Source organism: Pseudomonas sp. MF6751, assembly GCF_016613265.1.
Lineage (GTDB): Bacteria > Pseudomonadota > Gammaproteobacteria > Pseudomonadales > Pseudomonadaceae > Aquipseudomonas > Aquipseudomonas fluorescens_BV.
Genome location: NZ_JAENSV010000032.1, coordinates 1 through 15,491, shown reverse-complemented (window position 1 = coordinate 15,491; position 15,491 = coordinate 1). Strand labels below are relative to the sequence as shown.

The 15,491-nt window shown below is 60.3% G+C and carries 16 protein-coding genes and 1 pseudogene; 14 read left to right on the top strand and 3 right to left on the bottom strand.

Annotated features, from left to right (window positions below; all coding sequences use genetic code 11):
* Positions 1–2 precede the first annotated feature (2 nt).
* Together JJD66_RS21100 and JJD66_RS21095 are read left to right on the top strand one after the other, a co-directional pair.
* Positions 3–725, top strand: coding sequence for a PP2C family protein-serine/threonine phosphatase (locus JJD66_RS21100; RefSeq protein ID WP_105227070.1), 723 nt, complete (start codon positions 3–5; stop codon positions 723–725).
* Entirely contained in the window at positions 722–1,564 is an 843-nt protein-coding gene (locus tag JJD66_RS21095) for a serine/threonine-protein kinase (protein ID WP_200648936.1), read from the top strand. The genes JJD66_RS21100 and JJD66_RS21095 overlap by 4 nt, the downstream gene beginning before the upstream one ends.
* An 8-nt stretch (positions 1,565–1,572) precedes the next feature.
* On the opposite strand, the gene JJD66_RS21090 is transcribed toward JJD66_RS21095, so the two are convergent.
* Together JJD66_RS21090 and JJD66_RS21085 are read right to left on the bottom strand one after the other, a co-directional pair.
* Positions 1,573–1,902 carry a DUF6388 family protein gene (locus tag JJD66_RS21090; RefSeq protein ID WP_198716125.1) on the bottom strand — a complete coding sequence of 110 codons (330 nt, stop codon included), beginning with the start codon at positions 1,900–1,902 and terminating at the stop codon, positions 1,573–1,575.
* A gap of 11 nt (positions 1,903–1,913) precedes the next feature.
* On the bottom strand, positions 1,914–2,168 hold the full coding sequence (locus tag JJD66_RS21085) for a hypothetical protein (protein ID WP_232914494.1): 255 nt from the start codon (positions 2,166–2,168) through the stop codon (positions 1,914–1,916).
* A gap of 344 nt (positions 2,169–2,512) precedes the next feature.
* On the opposite strand from JJD66_RS21085, the gene JJD66_RS21080 reads away from it, so the two are divergent.
* From JJD66_RS21080 to JJD66_RS21035, 10 genes and pseudogenes are all read left to right on the top strand, one after another.
* On the top strand, positions 2,513–4,582 hold the full coding sequence (locus JJD66_RS21080; RefSeq protein ID WP_198716124.1) for an EAL domain-containing protein: 2,070 nt from the start codon (positions 2,513–2,515) through the stop codon (positions 4,580–4,582).
* A gap of 399 nt (positions 4,583–4,981) precedes the next feature.
* Positions 4,982–5,977, top strand: coding sequence for an HOASN domain-containing protein (locus JJD66_RS21075; protein WP_105227066.1), 996 nt, complete (start codon positions 4,982–4,984; stop codon positions 5,975–5,977).
* Between the two features lie 39 nt (positions 5,978–6,016).
* Entirely contained in the window at positions 6,017–7,003 is a 987-nt protein-coding gene (locus JJD66_RS21070; RefSeq protein ID WP_105227065.1) for an HOASN domain-containing protein, read from the top strand.
* Positions 7,004–7,032: 29 nt separating this feature from the next.
* Positions 7,033–8,466, top strand: coding sequence for an adenylosuccinate lyase (gene purB, locus JJD66_RS21065; protein ID WP_200648935.1), 1,434 nt, complete (start codon positions 7,033–7,035; stop codon positions 8,464–8,466).
* A complete protein-coding gene (locus JJD66_RS21060) occupies positions 8,466–9,914 on the top strand; it encodes a class-II fumarase/aspartase family protein (RefSeq protein ID WP_105227063.1) in 1,449 nt (482 codons plus the stop codon). The genes purB and JJD66_RS21060 overlap by 1 nt, the downstream gene beginning before the upstream one ends.
* A 45-nt stretch (positions 9,915–9,959) precedes the next feature.
* The gene (locus tag JJD66_RS21055; protein WP_014718237.1) at positions 9,960–11,033 is read left to right on the top strand and encodes a class I SAM-dependent methyltransferase; all 1,074 of its coding nucleotides are present in this window, start codon (positions 9,960–9,962) and stop codon (positions 11,031–11,033) included.
* Between the two features lie 110 nt (positions 11,034–11,143).
* A pseudogene (locus JJD66_RS21050) lies at positions 11,144–11,473 on the top strand (hypothetical protein).
* Between the two features lie 96 nt (positions 11,474–11,569).
* Positions 11,570–12,016, top strand: a complete 447-nt coding sequence (locus tag JJD66_RS21045; protein WP_200648934.1) for a GNAT family N-acetyltransferase — start codon at positions 11,570–11,572, stop codon at positions 12,014–12,016.
* A complete protein-coding gene (locus JJD66_RS21040) occupies positions 11,994–12,281 on the top strand; it encodes a hypothetical protein (RefSeq protein WP_234452290.1) in 288 nt (95 codons plus the stop codon). The genes JJD66_RS21045 and JJD66_RS21040 overlap by 23 nt, the downstream gene beginning before the upstream one ends.
* Positions 12,282–12,681: 400 nt before the next feature.
* Complete coding sequence (locus JJD66_RS21035; protein ID WP_105227060.1) at positions 12,682–12,930, top strand: DUF1652 domain-containing protein; 249 nt, start codon at positions 12,682–12,684, stop codon at positions 12,928–12,930.
* A 15-nt stretch (positions 12,931–12,945) separates the two neighbouring features.
* Here JJD66_RS21035 and JJD66_RS21030 read toward each other — a convergent pair whose 3' ends face one another.
* On the bottom strand, positions 12,946–13,308 hold the full coding sequence (locus tag JJD66_RS21030; RefSeq protein WP_014718243.1) for an NUDIX hydrolase: 363 nt from the start codon (positions 13,306–13,308) through the stop codon (positions 12,946–12,948).
* Between the two features lie 126 nt (positions 13,309–13,434).
* Between JJD66_RS21030 and JJD66_RS21025 the strand changes: the two genes are divergently transcribed.
* Positions 13,435–14,412 (top strand): Gfo/Idh/MocA family protein, encoded by a 978-nt coding sequence (locus JJD66_RS21025; protein ID WP_200648932.1) that lies wholly within the window; start codon positions 13,435–13,437, stop codon positions 14,410–14,412.
* A gap of 45 nt (positions 14,413–14,457) precedes the next feature.
* On the top strand, positions 14,458–15,087 hold the full coding sequence (locus JJD66_RS21020; RefSeq protein WP_200648931.1) for a ribonuclease T2 family protein: 630 nt from the start codon (positions 14,458–14,460) through the stop codon (positions 15,085–15,087).
* Positions 15,088–15,491 lie beyond the last annotated feature (404 nt).

Here is a 15,491-nt window from a genome sequence, read left to right as displayed (position 1 = left end):
AGATGGCAGCCCCCTGGCGCAGCGCTGGTCGTACGCAGCAGGGGCAGGCGCGGCTGCGCAACGAGGATGCATTCCTGGACGACCCGCGCCGAAGCTGCTGGGCGGTTGCGGACGGCATGGGCGGGTATCGCAACGGGGATGTCGCCAGCCAATGGGTGGTCAGGCAGTTGGCAGCCGTGTCGGCTCAGGGCAACCTTGATCAGCGTATCCAGGCCGTTCGCAGCTGTTTGCAAGGCGTCAACCAAGGGTTGAGGCGTGCATGGACAGAACCTGGCGCACCTGGTGACGCGACGATGGGCAGTACCGTAGTTGCACTGCTGCTGGAGAAAGGCCGGGCGGCTTGTCTCTGGGCGGGAGACAGTCGCTGCTACCTATGGCGCGGGCAGAGTCTCTACCAATTGTCGAAGGACCATTCGTTGCTGCAGCGGCTCATGGACGAACGTCACCTCAGCGTCGCGCAAGCCCAGGCCTACCCCGATGCCAGGGCCTTGACCCGAGCCGTGGGCGCGGGTTCGCGGTTGCACCTTGAGGCATTGGAACTCAGTACCCGCCCAGGGGATGTATTTTTATTATGCAGTGATGGTTTGTATCAGGCCCTCAGCCATGTGGACCTGGGACGGGCGTTGAGTATGCAAACGCCCCAGCAGGCGGTGGATCGGCTATTTGCAGGGGCGTTGCGCAGGCCGGTACACGATGACCTGACTGCGGTTGTCGTGCAGCCTTGAGCGCGTCCCCACAAGCCTTGCGTCTGCTGGTTGGGCGTTATCACCTTGAGCATGTCTTGGGCAGAGGGGGTATGGGCGTTGTGTACCGTGCGCGCGACCTGCTGCACGAGCAATTAGGCGAGCGCTGTTCGAACGTGGCGCTCAAGCTGGTGGACGAATCCATTTCCCAATGTCCCGATGCGCATGTGTTGTTGTACAACGAGTTTGCGTTGACCCGCAGCCTTCGGCACGACCGCGTGGTACGGACGTTCTCGTTCGAAGTCGACACACACAGCCAGGTCGCGTTCTTCACCATGGAGTTGTTGCAGGGGCTGACCCTGGACCGTCTGCTGCTGGAATGCCCTTATGGGTTGCCCTGGCGCGAATTGCAACCCATCGCCTTGCAGTTGCTGGATGCCTTGGTCTACACCCACCAGCAAAACGTGCTGCACGGTGACGTCAAACCAGCCAATGTCATGGTGGGCGAGGAGGGCGTGCGCTTGTTCGACTTTGGGCTGGGCCATGCCGCCGGGCAGGCTGGGGTGGGTTTGCCGAGTGTCAGCCGCAGTCGTTTCAATGCCTGGACACCTGCCTACGCAGCCCCGGAACTGTTGGCCGGCGGGGCGTTGACTGCGGCCGCCGACTTGTACGGCGTGGCCTGCATCCTATACGAACTGGCCCATGGCAAGCGTGTTGGCGAACGTTGCGCAATGGACCGACTGTCCCGGCCTGCGCAGTTGCCCAGGCATTGCTGGACGGCGTTACAGGCTGCGCTGGCGGTGGACCCGCAGCACCGAAGCATAACGGTCGCCGAGTTGCGCCAAGTCATGGGGCGCAACCGGCCACGCTGGCGCTTGTAGGGAAGAGGTCAAACGGCCAAGCCGTGCAGCTGACAGTACTCCAGCCATTCCATGCCCGCCATCTGTGCGACTTCTTTATGCACTTCACGGCGCTGGGCCTCGAAGGCTTCGGTGGAATCGGCCGTCAGCTTGAGGGTCAATTCCCAGGCGAACAGCTGCTGCTGTTCAGCGTGTGCCTCGAAGGCCTCATGCAGGCGTTCGGCGCGATACTGCGCCAGGGTTTCGCCCCTGGCCTGGGCTACCAGCGGGTTAAGACTGTCCAACTCGGCAGCGACCTGCGGTTGTTCGCGCAGGAACCTGTCCAGTGCAAGCTGATAAGTATCGTTAGGTGCCGACACAGGTAGACACCTTAACGCGAAGGATGAGAGCTGCCATCGGACGTGCGTGCGTTGAGGTGATGGCGGGCACGCTTGCGCGACCTGCGTCGCATCCAGTTCTGCAACGGCGCCAGCAAGAAAAACATCAGGTAGGCGATCAGCACCAGCGTCAGGTCTACCCAGGTTTCAGCCACAGGCCCGGTAAACAATTCAATGACGTTCTTGATCACAAACAGCAACACCACGCTGCACAACCACAGCACAATGGTGACGAATAGAGGACGCATGTTACTTGAGCGCTTGTCTTGCATAGTGAGGTTCTCTCCTTTGGCCTGTTGTCGTTCCAGGCAAGATTCCCTGAGTGCGTACCCATTATCAGACAGGTTGTAACATCGTTTAACACGCACAAACCGTGCGGATGATACCGACTCAGACAGCCTTAGGGGATGATTCAAGTCAGAAAGTTCGTTAAATCTGTAGGGAATTATCCTGGCAGCCCGGCATTCACTGGTAAAAAGCCGGGTTGGGACGGGGATAAAGGCTTTCGCTTCGGCTATCAGGGCGTGTAGCGTTAGCGGTGTTTCCGGCCGCTGATCTTCAGCGGCAGTCGGTGACAGGCAGAGGACGGCCCATGGCGCACACCCTGTTCAAACTTTTCCTGACTCAGCGCCTGGCGGTCCTGGCCAGCACGGAGTCGTTGCGTGCAATTCGTGAGGGGCTGCTGTGGATTCTGCCGTGCCTGTTGGTGTCCGCCGGCTTCCTGATTCTGTCCGAGTGCGCCCTGGCGCTGGGGTTCGATCCCCAAGTGGTGAGTTTCCTGGCGGGGTTGCATAAACAGATCAGTTCGGTGATCCCACTGCTGGTCGCGGCCTCCATCGGTTATATGTTGGCGATTCAACACCGTCTGCCACAGCTGCCGGTTGCCTTCCTGTGCCTGGCCCATGTGGTGGTCGCCACCTTCGTGCTGCGTGAGTACCCGCGTGCTTCGGCCACATTCCTCCTGTTTATTGCCATTGCTTCGCCCTTGATCAACGTGCCGGCCATTGCCTGGCTGCACCGCTTTCGCTGGACACGCCTGGTCAACCAGGACCTGGTCGGCCATAACCTCAAGGGTACCATCAACATGGTGATACCCGGCGCACTCACGGCCTTGTCGTTGGTGACCGTGTTGTCGTTGCTGCTGTTGATCCCCCATGTGGCGCAAATCCAGGGGCCGCAGGTGCTTGATGCGTTGCAGACGCCTTACGGCAGCGGGTTGTTTGTGACACTGATGAATTCGCTGCTGTGGTTCTTCGGCATTCACGGCGTGTATGCCATGCAGCCGTTATTCGATGCCCTGGACCAGGCCGTGGCGCTCAATGGCGCAGCGTTGGCGGCGGGCGAGCCGGTGCTGTACTTGCTCAATAACGGCTTGCTGGGCAGTTTTGCGTTTATCGGTGGTTCGGGGGCAACCTTATGCCTGCTGCTGGCGATCCTGCTGTTTTCCAAAAGCCAGTCCATGCGCTTGCTGGCGGTGGCGAGTTTGCCGTTGTCGTTATTCAATGTGAGCGAGGTGCTGTTGTTCGGTTTGCCGATCATCCTCAACCCGCGCCTGTTTATACCGTTTCTACTGGTACCGGCGTTCAACGCGATGGTGGCGTTGATGGTGGTGCAACTGGGCTGGGTATCGCCGGCGGTGGCCAGCGTGCCGTTTACCGCCCCGGTGCTGCTCAATGCATACCTCAGCACCCACGGCGACGTGGCGGCGGTGGTGTTGCAGATCGTTCTGCTGGGGGCCGGGACGCTGGTGTATGCGCCCTACGTGAGAGCGATTCATCGCCAGTCCAGCGATGGCAGCACGGTGTATCTCAAATCTTTGGACATGACGTTCCGCGGCCTTGAGGAAAAAGGCCGTCTGCTAGAGTTCGACCCGGTGCTGGCCACCCACCAGACATTGGCCCGCCAGGCGGCTGAGTTGAACCGCATCCAGCAGATCAGCGATTACGAGTTCTATCTTGAGTTTCAACCCCAGGTCTCCACCCGCACCGGTTTGTGCACCGGGTGCGAGGCGCTGATGCGCGCCCGGGACAGCCAGGGCACGGTGCATTCGCCGTGGGAGTTCCTGCAATGGCTGGCGCACGCCAGGCTGATGCCGGACGTGGATGTGTGGGTGGCATCCCAGGCCGTGCGCCAGTATCAGAAATGGCAGAAGGTGGGTTTTGAACTGCCGATGACCATCAATATTTCCAGCACCACACTAAAGGATGCCGCCTATGGCGACCGCCTGGTGGAAATTCTGGGCCAGGCCCGTGGGCAAGTTTCAGTGGAAATTACCGAAGACGCACTGGTCAGCGACATCCCGGCCACCCGCCAGACCATCCAGAAGTTGCAAGCCATGGGGGCCAAGGTCTATCTGGATGATTTTGGCACTGGGTTTTCTGCGTTGAGCTATCTGCACCAGTTTCCTGTGGATTTCATCAAGATCGACCGCAGTTTTGTGGTTGCCCAGCACGACCCTAAAGGGGCCCAGGTGCTCACCGGTATGTTGCGCTTCTGCGAGGCCCTGGACCTGGGCGTGGTAGTGGAAGGGGTCGAGACGGCTGAGCAATTGGCGTTCTTGAGTAACGGGCCTGAATTGTTTATCCAGGGCTGGTATTTCAGCAGGGCACTGCCTGGGGATCAGTTGCCGCGCTTTGTGCTTGAGCGCAGGGCGTTGGTCTGATGACCGACCCTATCTACCTGGCACCCCGATCCAACTGTGGGCGCTGGCTCGCCGGCGACGGCCATAGGTAACTACACAACTTTGGTGCGACGCTGGACCTGTGGCGAGGGAGCTTGCTCCCGTGACGGACTGACAGCCGACGCTGATCTAACTGACGCACCGCGATCTAAATGTGGGAGCTGGCTTGCCTGCGAAGACGGCCTGACAGCCGATACAGTTGGATCGTGTACATATCCATTCTTGCGGTAACGGCTACTTAGGGCTCCGCCCTGAGGCCATCACCTCCCATCGCCAAGCCTTGAAAGAATTTTCCTACAGGTGTTGACCTTGCCACTACGGGAACCTTTAGGCTTTTTTCCGAGTATGTCCAACCACAAAAACAAGATTCAGGGGTTATCAATGGATACTGCTACCCTGCAACAACGCTCGGATTCCGATCTGTTCACCACCGCCTCGCGGCTGATGACGAATGCCTTGGAACCCGGCGCCAACTACACCCAGGTCACCCGCGCGCTGGAAGCGCTGCTCGCACTGACTCGACAAGGCCTGTCGGGAGACGCTGGCGCCTACGCGCACTATCAGTCAGCCTTGCTGCAATTGCACATTCCAGGTGACCCGCGCACCGAGCCGACCCGGCGCTGGATGGCCAGCGAGGTCTACCGCGTCGAAGATGAGTTCGCCGCCGACGTGCCGGGCTTCACCGCGTTGCCGGTGGAGGAGTTCCGTCAACAGGTCGACGCTGAAATCGCCGCACGTAGCCGGGTCAACCACCCGATGTCGGTACACCTGTTCCAAGGTACGCCGCCGGTGCAGGATGTGCGCTTCTTCCTGGAGCATCACTGGACCCGTTCCTACAACTTCTACAGCCTGCTGGCCGAACTGGCCTTTCGCTTCGAAGCCATCGAGGACGCCTCGGTGTTTTACCGCAACCTGTACGGCGAAGCAGGGGCTGAGACACCGGAGCGTTCGCACCCGGCGATGCTCGCCCATCTGATGGAGTATTTCGATATTCCGCTGGCCATCGACTTCCCCGCGTTGCATGCGCTGGAAAAGGCCTACCTGAATAATCGCATTCGCTGTGTGCGCCACACGGATGTCGCCTGGGGCCTTGCGCTGCTGTATGCGGTGGAGTCGGTCAGTTGCGTCAACCATCGGCGCATCTACGAGCTGTTGCAGCGCCTCGACGTTCCAGAGCAGCCCAGCGAATTCCACCGCTTGCATGGCACCCAGGATGAAATCGACACCGAGGAAATGTGGGCACTGATTGCCAAGTTCGCCAGCGAGGAGGGCTTTCAGCGCACTTTCATGCGCGCACTCAAGCGCCACTTCGAAATCAACAAAGCCTACTTCGACAGCCTGTGGCAGCAGATGCAGGCCCAACGCCTGTCTGCCTGAACGACCTGCGATCCGAAAACAAAAATAATGGAGCACATGATGAGCCCGCATAATTTTTCCCTGCCGCAATTGCAGAATATTCACACGCCCGAAGCCCGTCTGTTGGCGGAAGCCTTGAAGCCGGACGCGACGTTCAATCGCATCGAAATTGCCGCCAATATGCTGCGCGCCCTGTGCGAGACCGGCCAACGTGGCGACGCCGCGAATGCAGCGCAGTGCCAGCAATTGCTGTACATCCTGTCGCTGAGCGATGACGTGGCCACCGCCTCGACCCGGCGCTGGCTGGCCAATGCCGTCTATAGCGTGCAAGAGCGTTTCATGCCGTCAGCCGACCTGGCATCACCCTTGTCCGAGGCTGGTTTCCAGCAACGCCTGGAAGAGCAGATTGCCGCGCAGTCGCGGGAAAACCATCCGATGTCGCAGTATGTGTTTGAAGGCAAAGCCTCTCGCGAGCAACTGCAGGTGTTTTTGCGCCATCAATGGTTCCGCACGTACCGCCTGTACCGGGATGCCGCCGACCTGCTGGTCAACCTGACCGATGTGGACGAGGCGGCCGCCCTGGCGCGTTATCTCTACGGCGAGTTGGGCGAAGAAGACGAGCGGCGCTCCCACCCCCGCCTGTTGGCCAAGCTGCTTGCCGCCGTGGGCCTGAATGCCGATTTCGAGGCGCTCTCGACGATGCCCGAGGAAATCGCCTACCTCAACAACCGCGCACGCTGTTTCCGCAACCCCGATGTCGGCTGGGGCCTGGCGGTGTTCTACATCACCGAACTGGTGGTGCCGGGCAACCACGGCAAGCTGTACAACGCCCTGCGCAATGCGGGCTTGAGCCAGGATGATGCGGAGTACTACGAAGTGCATATCAGCCTGGTGCCGCCGCGGGCCAAGCGTGAATGGGCACTGATCTCACGGCGTATTCCGGACCTCGGGTTCCAGAACGCGTTCCTGACGTCTTTGGCCGAGCACTTCCGGCTGGAGCGGGCTTACTACGATGCAGTCTGGGAAGAAGTACAGCGCGTGAAGTAGCCCTCCCTGGACAACCCGAGTAACTCGACATGCCAAGTCATATCACTGAATCCCGTATCCACGGGGGCGCTTACTCGTCCCCGGAATTTGCTGCGATCTTCTCTGATGCCAATCAGGTGCAGAAGTGGCTCGATGTTGAAACAGCGCTGGCGGCGACCCAGGCGCAGATGGGCCTCATCCCCCACGAGGCCGCCCGGGAGATTGCCCGAGTAGCCAGCGTGGAACTGCTGGACCTCGACGCGTTGGGGCGCGAAGGCCTGGAAACCGGGCACATCCTGGTGCCGACCCTGCGCGCATTGCAGGGGTTATGCGCCGATGGGCTGGGCGAATACGTGCATTACGGCGTGACCACCCAGGACATCCTCGACACCGGGCTGATCCTGCAAATCCGCGATGCCTGGGGCCTGGCGGTGCAGCGCTTGCGCGGGATCCGTGGGCATCTGCTCACGCTCGCCCTGCGCCATAAGCACACGCCGATGGTCGCCAGGACCCATGGTCAACACGCACTGCCCACCACGTTCGGCTACAAGGTGGCGGTGTGGGTCGATGAGATTGATCGACACCTTGAACGCTTCGAAGAAGCCTACGCCCGGGTGATGGTCGGCAACCTGACCGGCGCCGTGGGCACCCTGGCCGGGCTTGGCCCGCAGGGTTTGGAAGTGCAGCGCCGTACCCTGGAAAGCCTCGGCCTGTCGGCACCGTTGAGCAGTTGGCACAGCGCCCGCGACCGAATCCTGGAAGCAGCGTGGTTGCTGGTGCAGGCGTCGGCGACGTTGGGCCGTGTCGCCAATGAGATCTACCACCTGCAGCGCACCGAGATCGACGAAGTGCGCGAGGGGCGGCGAGCAGGGCAAGTGGGGAGTAGCACCATGCCCCACAAGCAAAACCCATCGACGGTGGACCTGATCAGCGCGCTGTCGCGGCTGGTGCGCGCGCAGATGGTTGCGCTGACCGACGCCGCTTTCCAGATGCACGAGCGTGACGGCACCACCTGGCGCATCGAATGGGCGGCCTTACCCGAGCTGTTCATTTACGCCGGTGCGTTGCTCGCTCGTATGGAAGGCTTGCTGCAGGCTGGGCTGCAGGTGCGTGAAGCGCGCATGCGCAGCAACCTGGACTTGCTGGGCGGGCTGATCCTGTCGGAGCGCGTGATGCTTGCGCTGGCGCCTCGGTGTGGCAAGCAGACGGCCCATCATCTGGTGCACGACATCGCCCTGCAGGCCCAGGACGCGGGCGTTTGCTTTCGCGACGCGCTGCTTGGCGACCCTCGGCTGCGCGGTTGTTTCAGCGCGCAAACGCTCGATGACTTGCTTGACCCGACAGCCTACACAGGGCTGGCGGCCGAGATGGTCGATCTGGTGGCAACTAAAGCACGACCTCGCGCTTCAGGCGATGGCGCTGAAGCAGTGATGGCAACCCAAGGCAATATCAGTCAGTCCCTGTACGCTACGGAGGGTATGTGATGGATGCGCAAACATTGGAAAAGACAGCCCGTGCGTCTTGCACCGCACGTTCGGACCACCCGGGCTTTGATCATGACGGCGAGCAATGCCGCCACGAACACAGCCACATCCTCGATTCGAAAACCCACGGTTCGGGTTATGCCGGCCCGCAGAGCCGCAAGATCTTCTGCAGTCATTGTCGCCTGCAACGTTGGCTGGACGTGGAAGCTGCGCTGGCCATGGCCCAGGCCGATGTCAACATCATCCCGCGCGAGGCGGCCCTGGAGATCGAAAAGGCCGCGTTGCTATCGGGCATCAATGTGCGCCAACTGGCCGAGGGCGTGGCTGCCACTGGGCATTCGCTGATGCCATTGCTGAGCGCCCTGCAAAAAAATTGTAGCCCCAGTGCCCGTGAATACGTGCATTACGGCGCTACCACCCAAGACATCCAGGACACCGCCCAATCCCTGGAGATGCGCGATGTTCTTGATGCGATGGATCAGGCCCTGGAGACTTTGCTGGGCAAGTTGTCGACCCTGGCCGATGCGCACCGTGACTCGCTGATGGTCGCCAGGACACACTCGATTCCCGCTTTGCCGACCACCTTCGGGCTGAAGGTCGCCGGCTGGATCGATGAGCTGTTGCGCCACCGGCAGCGCTTGGCCGAAGCCCGCCAGCGTGTACTGGTGGTGCAACTGTTCGGCGGGGTCGGCACCATGGCGGCGTTCGGCCCGGACGCCATGCCGATGCTGGAGCGTTTTGCCCAGCGGTTGTCGCTGCAAGTGCCCCTGACAGGCTGGCATGTGTCCCGTGACCGCGTTGCGGAGTTCGTCAGCACCCTGGCCATGGTCACCGCCTCGCTGGCCCGCGTAGCCGATGAAATCCGTACGCTCAATCGTTGGGAAATCGCTGAAGTGGAAGTGGGCTGGAGCGACCAGCAGATCGGCAGCAGCACCATGCCGCACAAACGCAACCCCGAAGGCTGCGAGCAGGTGGTGGTGTTGGCACGGCTGGCCAAGGCCCAGGTCATGCTCGCGCTGGACGCGATGATTCTTGAGCATGAGCGCGATTACCGCGGTACGCGCTTGGAGTGGTGCGCGGTCGCGGACGTTTCCCACTATGCGCTGATGGCGCTCTCGATTCTGACCGAGACCATCGATGGGCTCACCGTGAATGTGCAGAAGATGGAAGGCACCGCCCAGGCCTATGGCGATGCCATCTGCACCGAAGCGGTGGTGTTCGAAATGGCGCGCAAGCTGGGCAAGAGCAGCGCCTACCAGATCATCTTCGAAGTATCCCAGGCCAGCCAGCGCAATCACGTGTCGATCCGCGAGGCAATCGAGGCCGATGCGCGGGTGCTTGCGGTCATGAATGACGGCGCCCTGGCCCGGCTGTTCGAGCCCCGTACGCACCTGGGCATGTCCGGGCGCATCGTTGACAACGTGCTGGCCAAACTCGCTGGCCACTAACCATTGATCTCTGAACAGATTCGCAAATTCATCAAGGAGCGACAGATGTCCAACGTTATGGAAGTTGATAAAGCCAAGGTCCAGCAGTTTTCGGCGCGCATCATGGAGGATTACGGCAACACGCTGCGCGGCGCCATGCTGTACATCGGCGACCAGCTCGGTTTGTTCAAGGCTTTGGCCGACGGCCAGGCGGTGACCCTTGAAGAGTTGGCGCACAAGACCGGCTACAACGCACGTTACTTGCGCGAATGGCTGGGCAGCATGGCCACCGGCAATTATGTGACCTACGACGCGCAAACCCGCCGTTACCAAATGCCCGCCGAGTTTGTGCCGGTGCTGGCCGATGAAGACTCGCCGTATTTTGCCGGTGGCATTATCCAGCTGAGCGTGCCGTTCGTGAGCATGGCGCCCAAGGTCATCGAGGCCTTCCGCCATGGTGGTGGTTGCGCTGAAGAGGCGTTCCCGCTGGAAACCTGGAAAGGCATGGAGCGCATGACCATGCCCTGGTACAAGCACTACCTGGTCCAGCACTGGATTCCATCCCTGGACGGCGTCGAAGAGAAGCTCAAGACCGGCGGCAGTGTGCTGGATTTCGGCTGCGGTGCAGGCCTTGCAGCGATCACCATGGCCAAGGCCTACCCCGAGGCGCGCATTGTCGGCTGCGATTTCCACCTGCCTTCCATCGAGTTGGCGCGGGCCAACGCCGAGGCGGCTGGCGTGGGTGACCGGGTGCAATTCGAGGTGAACGACTCCGACGCCTTGCGCGGCCAGCAATTCGACTTCGTGACCACCTTTGTGGTGATCCACGATGCCACCGACCCTCAGCAGATGCTCAAGGATTTGCGCGCCGCCACGGCCGAAGACGGTACCTACCTGATGGTGGAGCTCAACCTGTCCGAAGAACTGCACGAGAACATGAACTTGTTCGGGCGCGTCATGTACCCGCAGAGCACGCTCTATTGCATGACCTGTTCGCTGTCCCATGGTGGGGCAGGGCTGGGGGCATTCATGGGCGAGAAGCGTGCCCGCCAGATGGCTGAGGCAGCCGGGTTCAGCCGCTTTCGTAAAGTGCCTTCGCAGTGGCCACCGATGCCGGCGCTCTTCGAACTCAAGCCTTGATAGGAAGCATCCACGAGTCGCTTTGCGCAGTAAGGCAATTTAATGGCCCCTTTGTAACAAAATCCTCGCCAAAATCATTTTTATTTTCAGGTGGTTAGGTGAGGATGCAAATGCGCTCTGTGGGAATGATGCTGATTGCCTGCTCCCTGGCCGGCGGCGCGACTGTCGCGCAGGCCAGGGAATTGCGCGAGGGTGACAAGTACATGTGCAGTTGGGGCGCAGGCACGGCCGCCAGGGCCCAGGAGCTAAAGTTATCCGGCGTTTCGCTATACGCGGCCCGGCAGAAGATCCAGACCCTCAAGTTCAGCAAATCGTGGATGCGCATGATGGCCATGGGCATCACCGAGCAGACCTATGACAGCCGCTCAAGGCTCTAGCCCGAGGCGATTCGTCAAAGCTTTTACCAGGATTGCCTGCGCTACAAGGTCGCGCGCAAGTAATCCGTAGCCCGCACCAGCCGTGGGGCCTTTACAAATCCACGACAAACCCCGTGTGAGTATTTGCATACAATTGCGCACTTCTTGATGGAGGCGGGTATGCAAGTGCTGATTCGAACGGCGACACCTGATGACGTCGACACGCTGTGCGCGATTCGCACCTCGGTAGTGCAAAACCACCTGAGCCTTGAACAGATGGCTGGCCTGGGGATTACCCCGCAGGTATTGAGCGATACGTTGCGCGCAGCACCTTGCGGCTGGATCGCGGAAGTGGACGGCCAGGCGGCGGGGTTTTCCATGGTCGACCTGGATGAAGGTGAAGTGTTCGCAATGTTCGTGCTGCCATCGCACGAGAAGCTGGGGCTGGGCCGTCAACTGATGGCGGTGGCCGAGGCGGCCCTGTTTGAGCACCACGACACGCTCTACCTGTTGACTGATGGACGTGATGAAATCCGCGCCAATGGGTTCTATCAGCGCCTCGGCTGGTCCGTTGTGGGGCCGGTCGATGGTGATGACGTTCGTTATGAAAAGCGCAGGGCGCCATAAGGCCATGAATGCCCCGGAGCCTCCATCATCCAACAGCTTGCGCTACCTCGCGGTGGGTGTGCTTGGCGTCGCCGTGCTGCTGGGGTTCTATTTCATTCAACTTAACGCCAAGGTCGACCGCCAGCGCAAAGAGGCGGCTGAACGCCTGACGCTGTGTCGTCATCTGGAGGCCGTGGTGGGCGCCACAGCTTCCAGTCGTGAGGCCCTTCAAGAAACATGCAAGCAGTTAAGTGAACAGTTACGTGAAAGCGCTGCGCCCGGTTAATAACCATTTTTTCTACAGGGACTTACTGTCGTTACTCGCACCAAAAAGTAGCACGAGTACTGCCTTCCACCTTAAAAAACATGTGGTTATTGAATGACTTACGACGCTTTCAATCCGACGAAAGGATTAAAATAATCTTGTTACATGTTTTTACAATCGCTACTATAGCCGGGCGTTCACCTCCCACGGTTTATGCATTTTTAAATCCCAAGTTTCCATCAGCTACTTGGGATTTTTTTTGCCCGCGATTTAATCTCGGCCTGTCGTTCATGGCCGGTGACGCCCTACAAAGTGAGGGCTGGCTAACACTTTTGCATTAATTGTCCGGCGGCCGGCAAAACCTTATCTATGCTGCTTGCATCACCTCAATCGGGTAGAACCCAGGGACGGGGGGCTGATCATGATTTCCATCACCGAATTCAACCGCATCATGGCCTCAGGCTTCCTGCCGCTTGCGTGCGAGTGCTGCCTCAACAGCGACGGCTCGCTGCGCATCAGCGTGTTCGAGCCCACGTCCGGTCGTGTCGACTTGCTGTTGACCCGTGTATCGCCCGAGGGCCTGGACAGCATCCGTGCAATCTCCAACCTGATTGGTGAGTTGCGTACCGAGATAAAGGCCGGGCGCCGTGGGTTTGCTGCGGTAGGTTAGCGGCCGTCCAGCGCGTCAGAGGCGCCGCAGGAAGGATTTGACGATGTGGCGGGTGGCGTCCGTGGTGTCCAGCTCATCCAGGGCGCTGTAGGCATACCACTGGCAATCGACAATCTCGTTGCACGGCCGTGCCTCGTCGATATTGACCACCGAGGCCTCGAACACATGGTGGACGGTGTCGCGGGCCTTGAGCTCCTGCAGGTACAGCAAGCCGTCCACATTTAAACCAGTTTCTTCTTCCAGCTCACGTTCCGCCGCGCCTACCGGGCGCTCGTGCGCTTCTACTTTCCCGCCGGGCAATGCCCATTTTGATCTGGCCTTGCGTACGAAGAGGATATGCCCCTCATGTTCGCAAATGACGGTCGCCCTAATTTTCATCGAGTGTGCCCCCGCGCCGGATGAATGTCATAAAAGTGTAATGCAATTGTCATGCTAAGTGGTTATGGCGCGCTAGGGCCGGTATGTGGATACTGCCCGATTGACGAATACGACCGAGGACATTAGATGAAGACCATACGCTGGGGCATGATCGGCTGTGGCAGTGTCACTGAATTGAAGAGTGGACCGGCTTTCTATAAAGCGCCAGGTTCGGCATTGGTCGCCGTGATGGGGCGGCGTGCCGAGGCGGTGCGCGATTATGCGGCGCGCCATGGCATTGCCCGTTGTTATACCGATGCCCAGGCCTTGATCGATGACCCCGAGGTGGATGCGGTCTACATCGCCACTCCGCCCGCCAGTCACCTTGAGTACGCCCTGAGAGTGGCCGCGGCGGGCAAACATTGTTGCGTCGAAAAGCCGATGTCGCTGAATGCTGAACAGAGCGCGTTGATGCAGCGCACATTCGAGCGCGCCGGGCTGCACCTGTTTGTCTCCTACTACCGGCGTTCATTGCCACGCTTCCAGCAAGTGCGCACCTGGCTGCAGGAAGGCCGTATCGGTGAGTTGCGCCACCTGACCTGGACCTTGTGCAAACCCGCTGCCGTAACAGACTCCGACGCTACCAATTGGCGCACCGATCCGGCCATTGCCGGTGGCGGTTACTTTGCCGACCTGGCGAGCCATGGGTTCGACCTGTTCCAGTACCTGGCCGGGGACATCGTCGAGGTCTCAGGCTTTTCGGCGCGACAGGCTGGGCGCTACGCGGCAGAAGATGCCGTGACGGCCTGCTGGACATTTGCCAGCGGTGCATTGGGCATGGGCTGCTGGAATTTTGTGGCGGACCGACGCGAAGACAGGGTCGAACTGATCGGCAGTCGCGGTCGTATTCAGTTTTCGGTGTTCGAGGACCAGCCGCTGCGTCTTGAAGGCGAGACCACCGAGGTGTTGGACGTGCCGTGTCACACCCATATTCAATGGCACCATGTCATGAACATGAACGCGCATATTCGTGGCGAGGCCGAGCATCCGTCGCTGGGCATCGAAGCGCTGAAGACCGATATCATCCTGGACAAGGTGTTACACCGTTACTCCCAGCATCCCTAGGCGTGGCGATAGCGTAAGGCTTTACTCTTTTAAAGGAATACCGGGATGAAATACTGGATGGTGGTGTGGCTGCTGATGGCCTCCGCGGCAACGGCGGCGCCACGCAGCCAAGGGCAGGCGGGTGAGTTTGATTTCTATGTGCTATCGCTCTCGTGGTCACCCACGTTTGGCCTCACGCACCCAGGCAACGAGCAATGCTCAGGTAAAGGCTACGGCTTTGTGCTGCATGGCTTGTGGCCGCAATATGCGCGAGGAGGGTGGCCGGCGTCCTGCACACCGCAGACGCGCTTGAGCGAGGCAGAAATGGACAAGGGCGCGGCGCTGTTTCCCACCCGCACGCTGCTCAAGCATGAATGGGCCAAGCATGGCACCTGCAGTGGGCTGGAGCCGTTGGAGTATCTGGAGAAGACCGATGTGGCGCTCGGTGCGGTTGCCATTCCGCAGCAACTGCAGCCGTTCAATACGCCGCCGTCATTGCAGGCCAACGAGATCGAGGCGCTGTTTCGCGAAAGCAACCCACGCATGGGCAACCACGGTATGGCGGTGATCTGCAAGGGCAAGGTGCTGTCGGAAGTGCGGGTGTGCCTGACCAAGGATCTCGCGTTTGCCGGTTGCCCGCGCAGTGTGAAGAGCCAGTGTCGGAGGGGCGATATTCGTATTCCCACCCAGCGCTGAGAGATGCCCTGGATCCCACTATGAAAGTTGGCTTGTTGGGTCGCCGTATCGCGGCGATGGCGGCGTGCCAGCCGATGGCTATCTACCTGACGCCCCCGCGATCTAACTGTGGGAGCTGGCTTGCCTGCGATAGCGGCCTGACAGCCAACACAGCTGGATTGTGTACATATCCATTCCTGCGGTAACGGCTACTTAGGGTTCCGCCCTGACGGCGGGTCACTTTCGAAAAGCGCGAAAGTAACCAAAGCGCTCTTGCCCCACCACTCGGCACCTCGCTTAGGCTCGGTGTGCCCGAACACAGGCTTGAATCCGTGGGCCGCCGCCACGCGCCATCCATGGCGCGGGGCGGCTAACCCGGCGTCCTGCCGGGTTACCCACGAATTCAAGCCTGCGTTCGGCCAGCG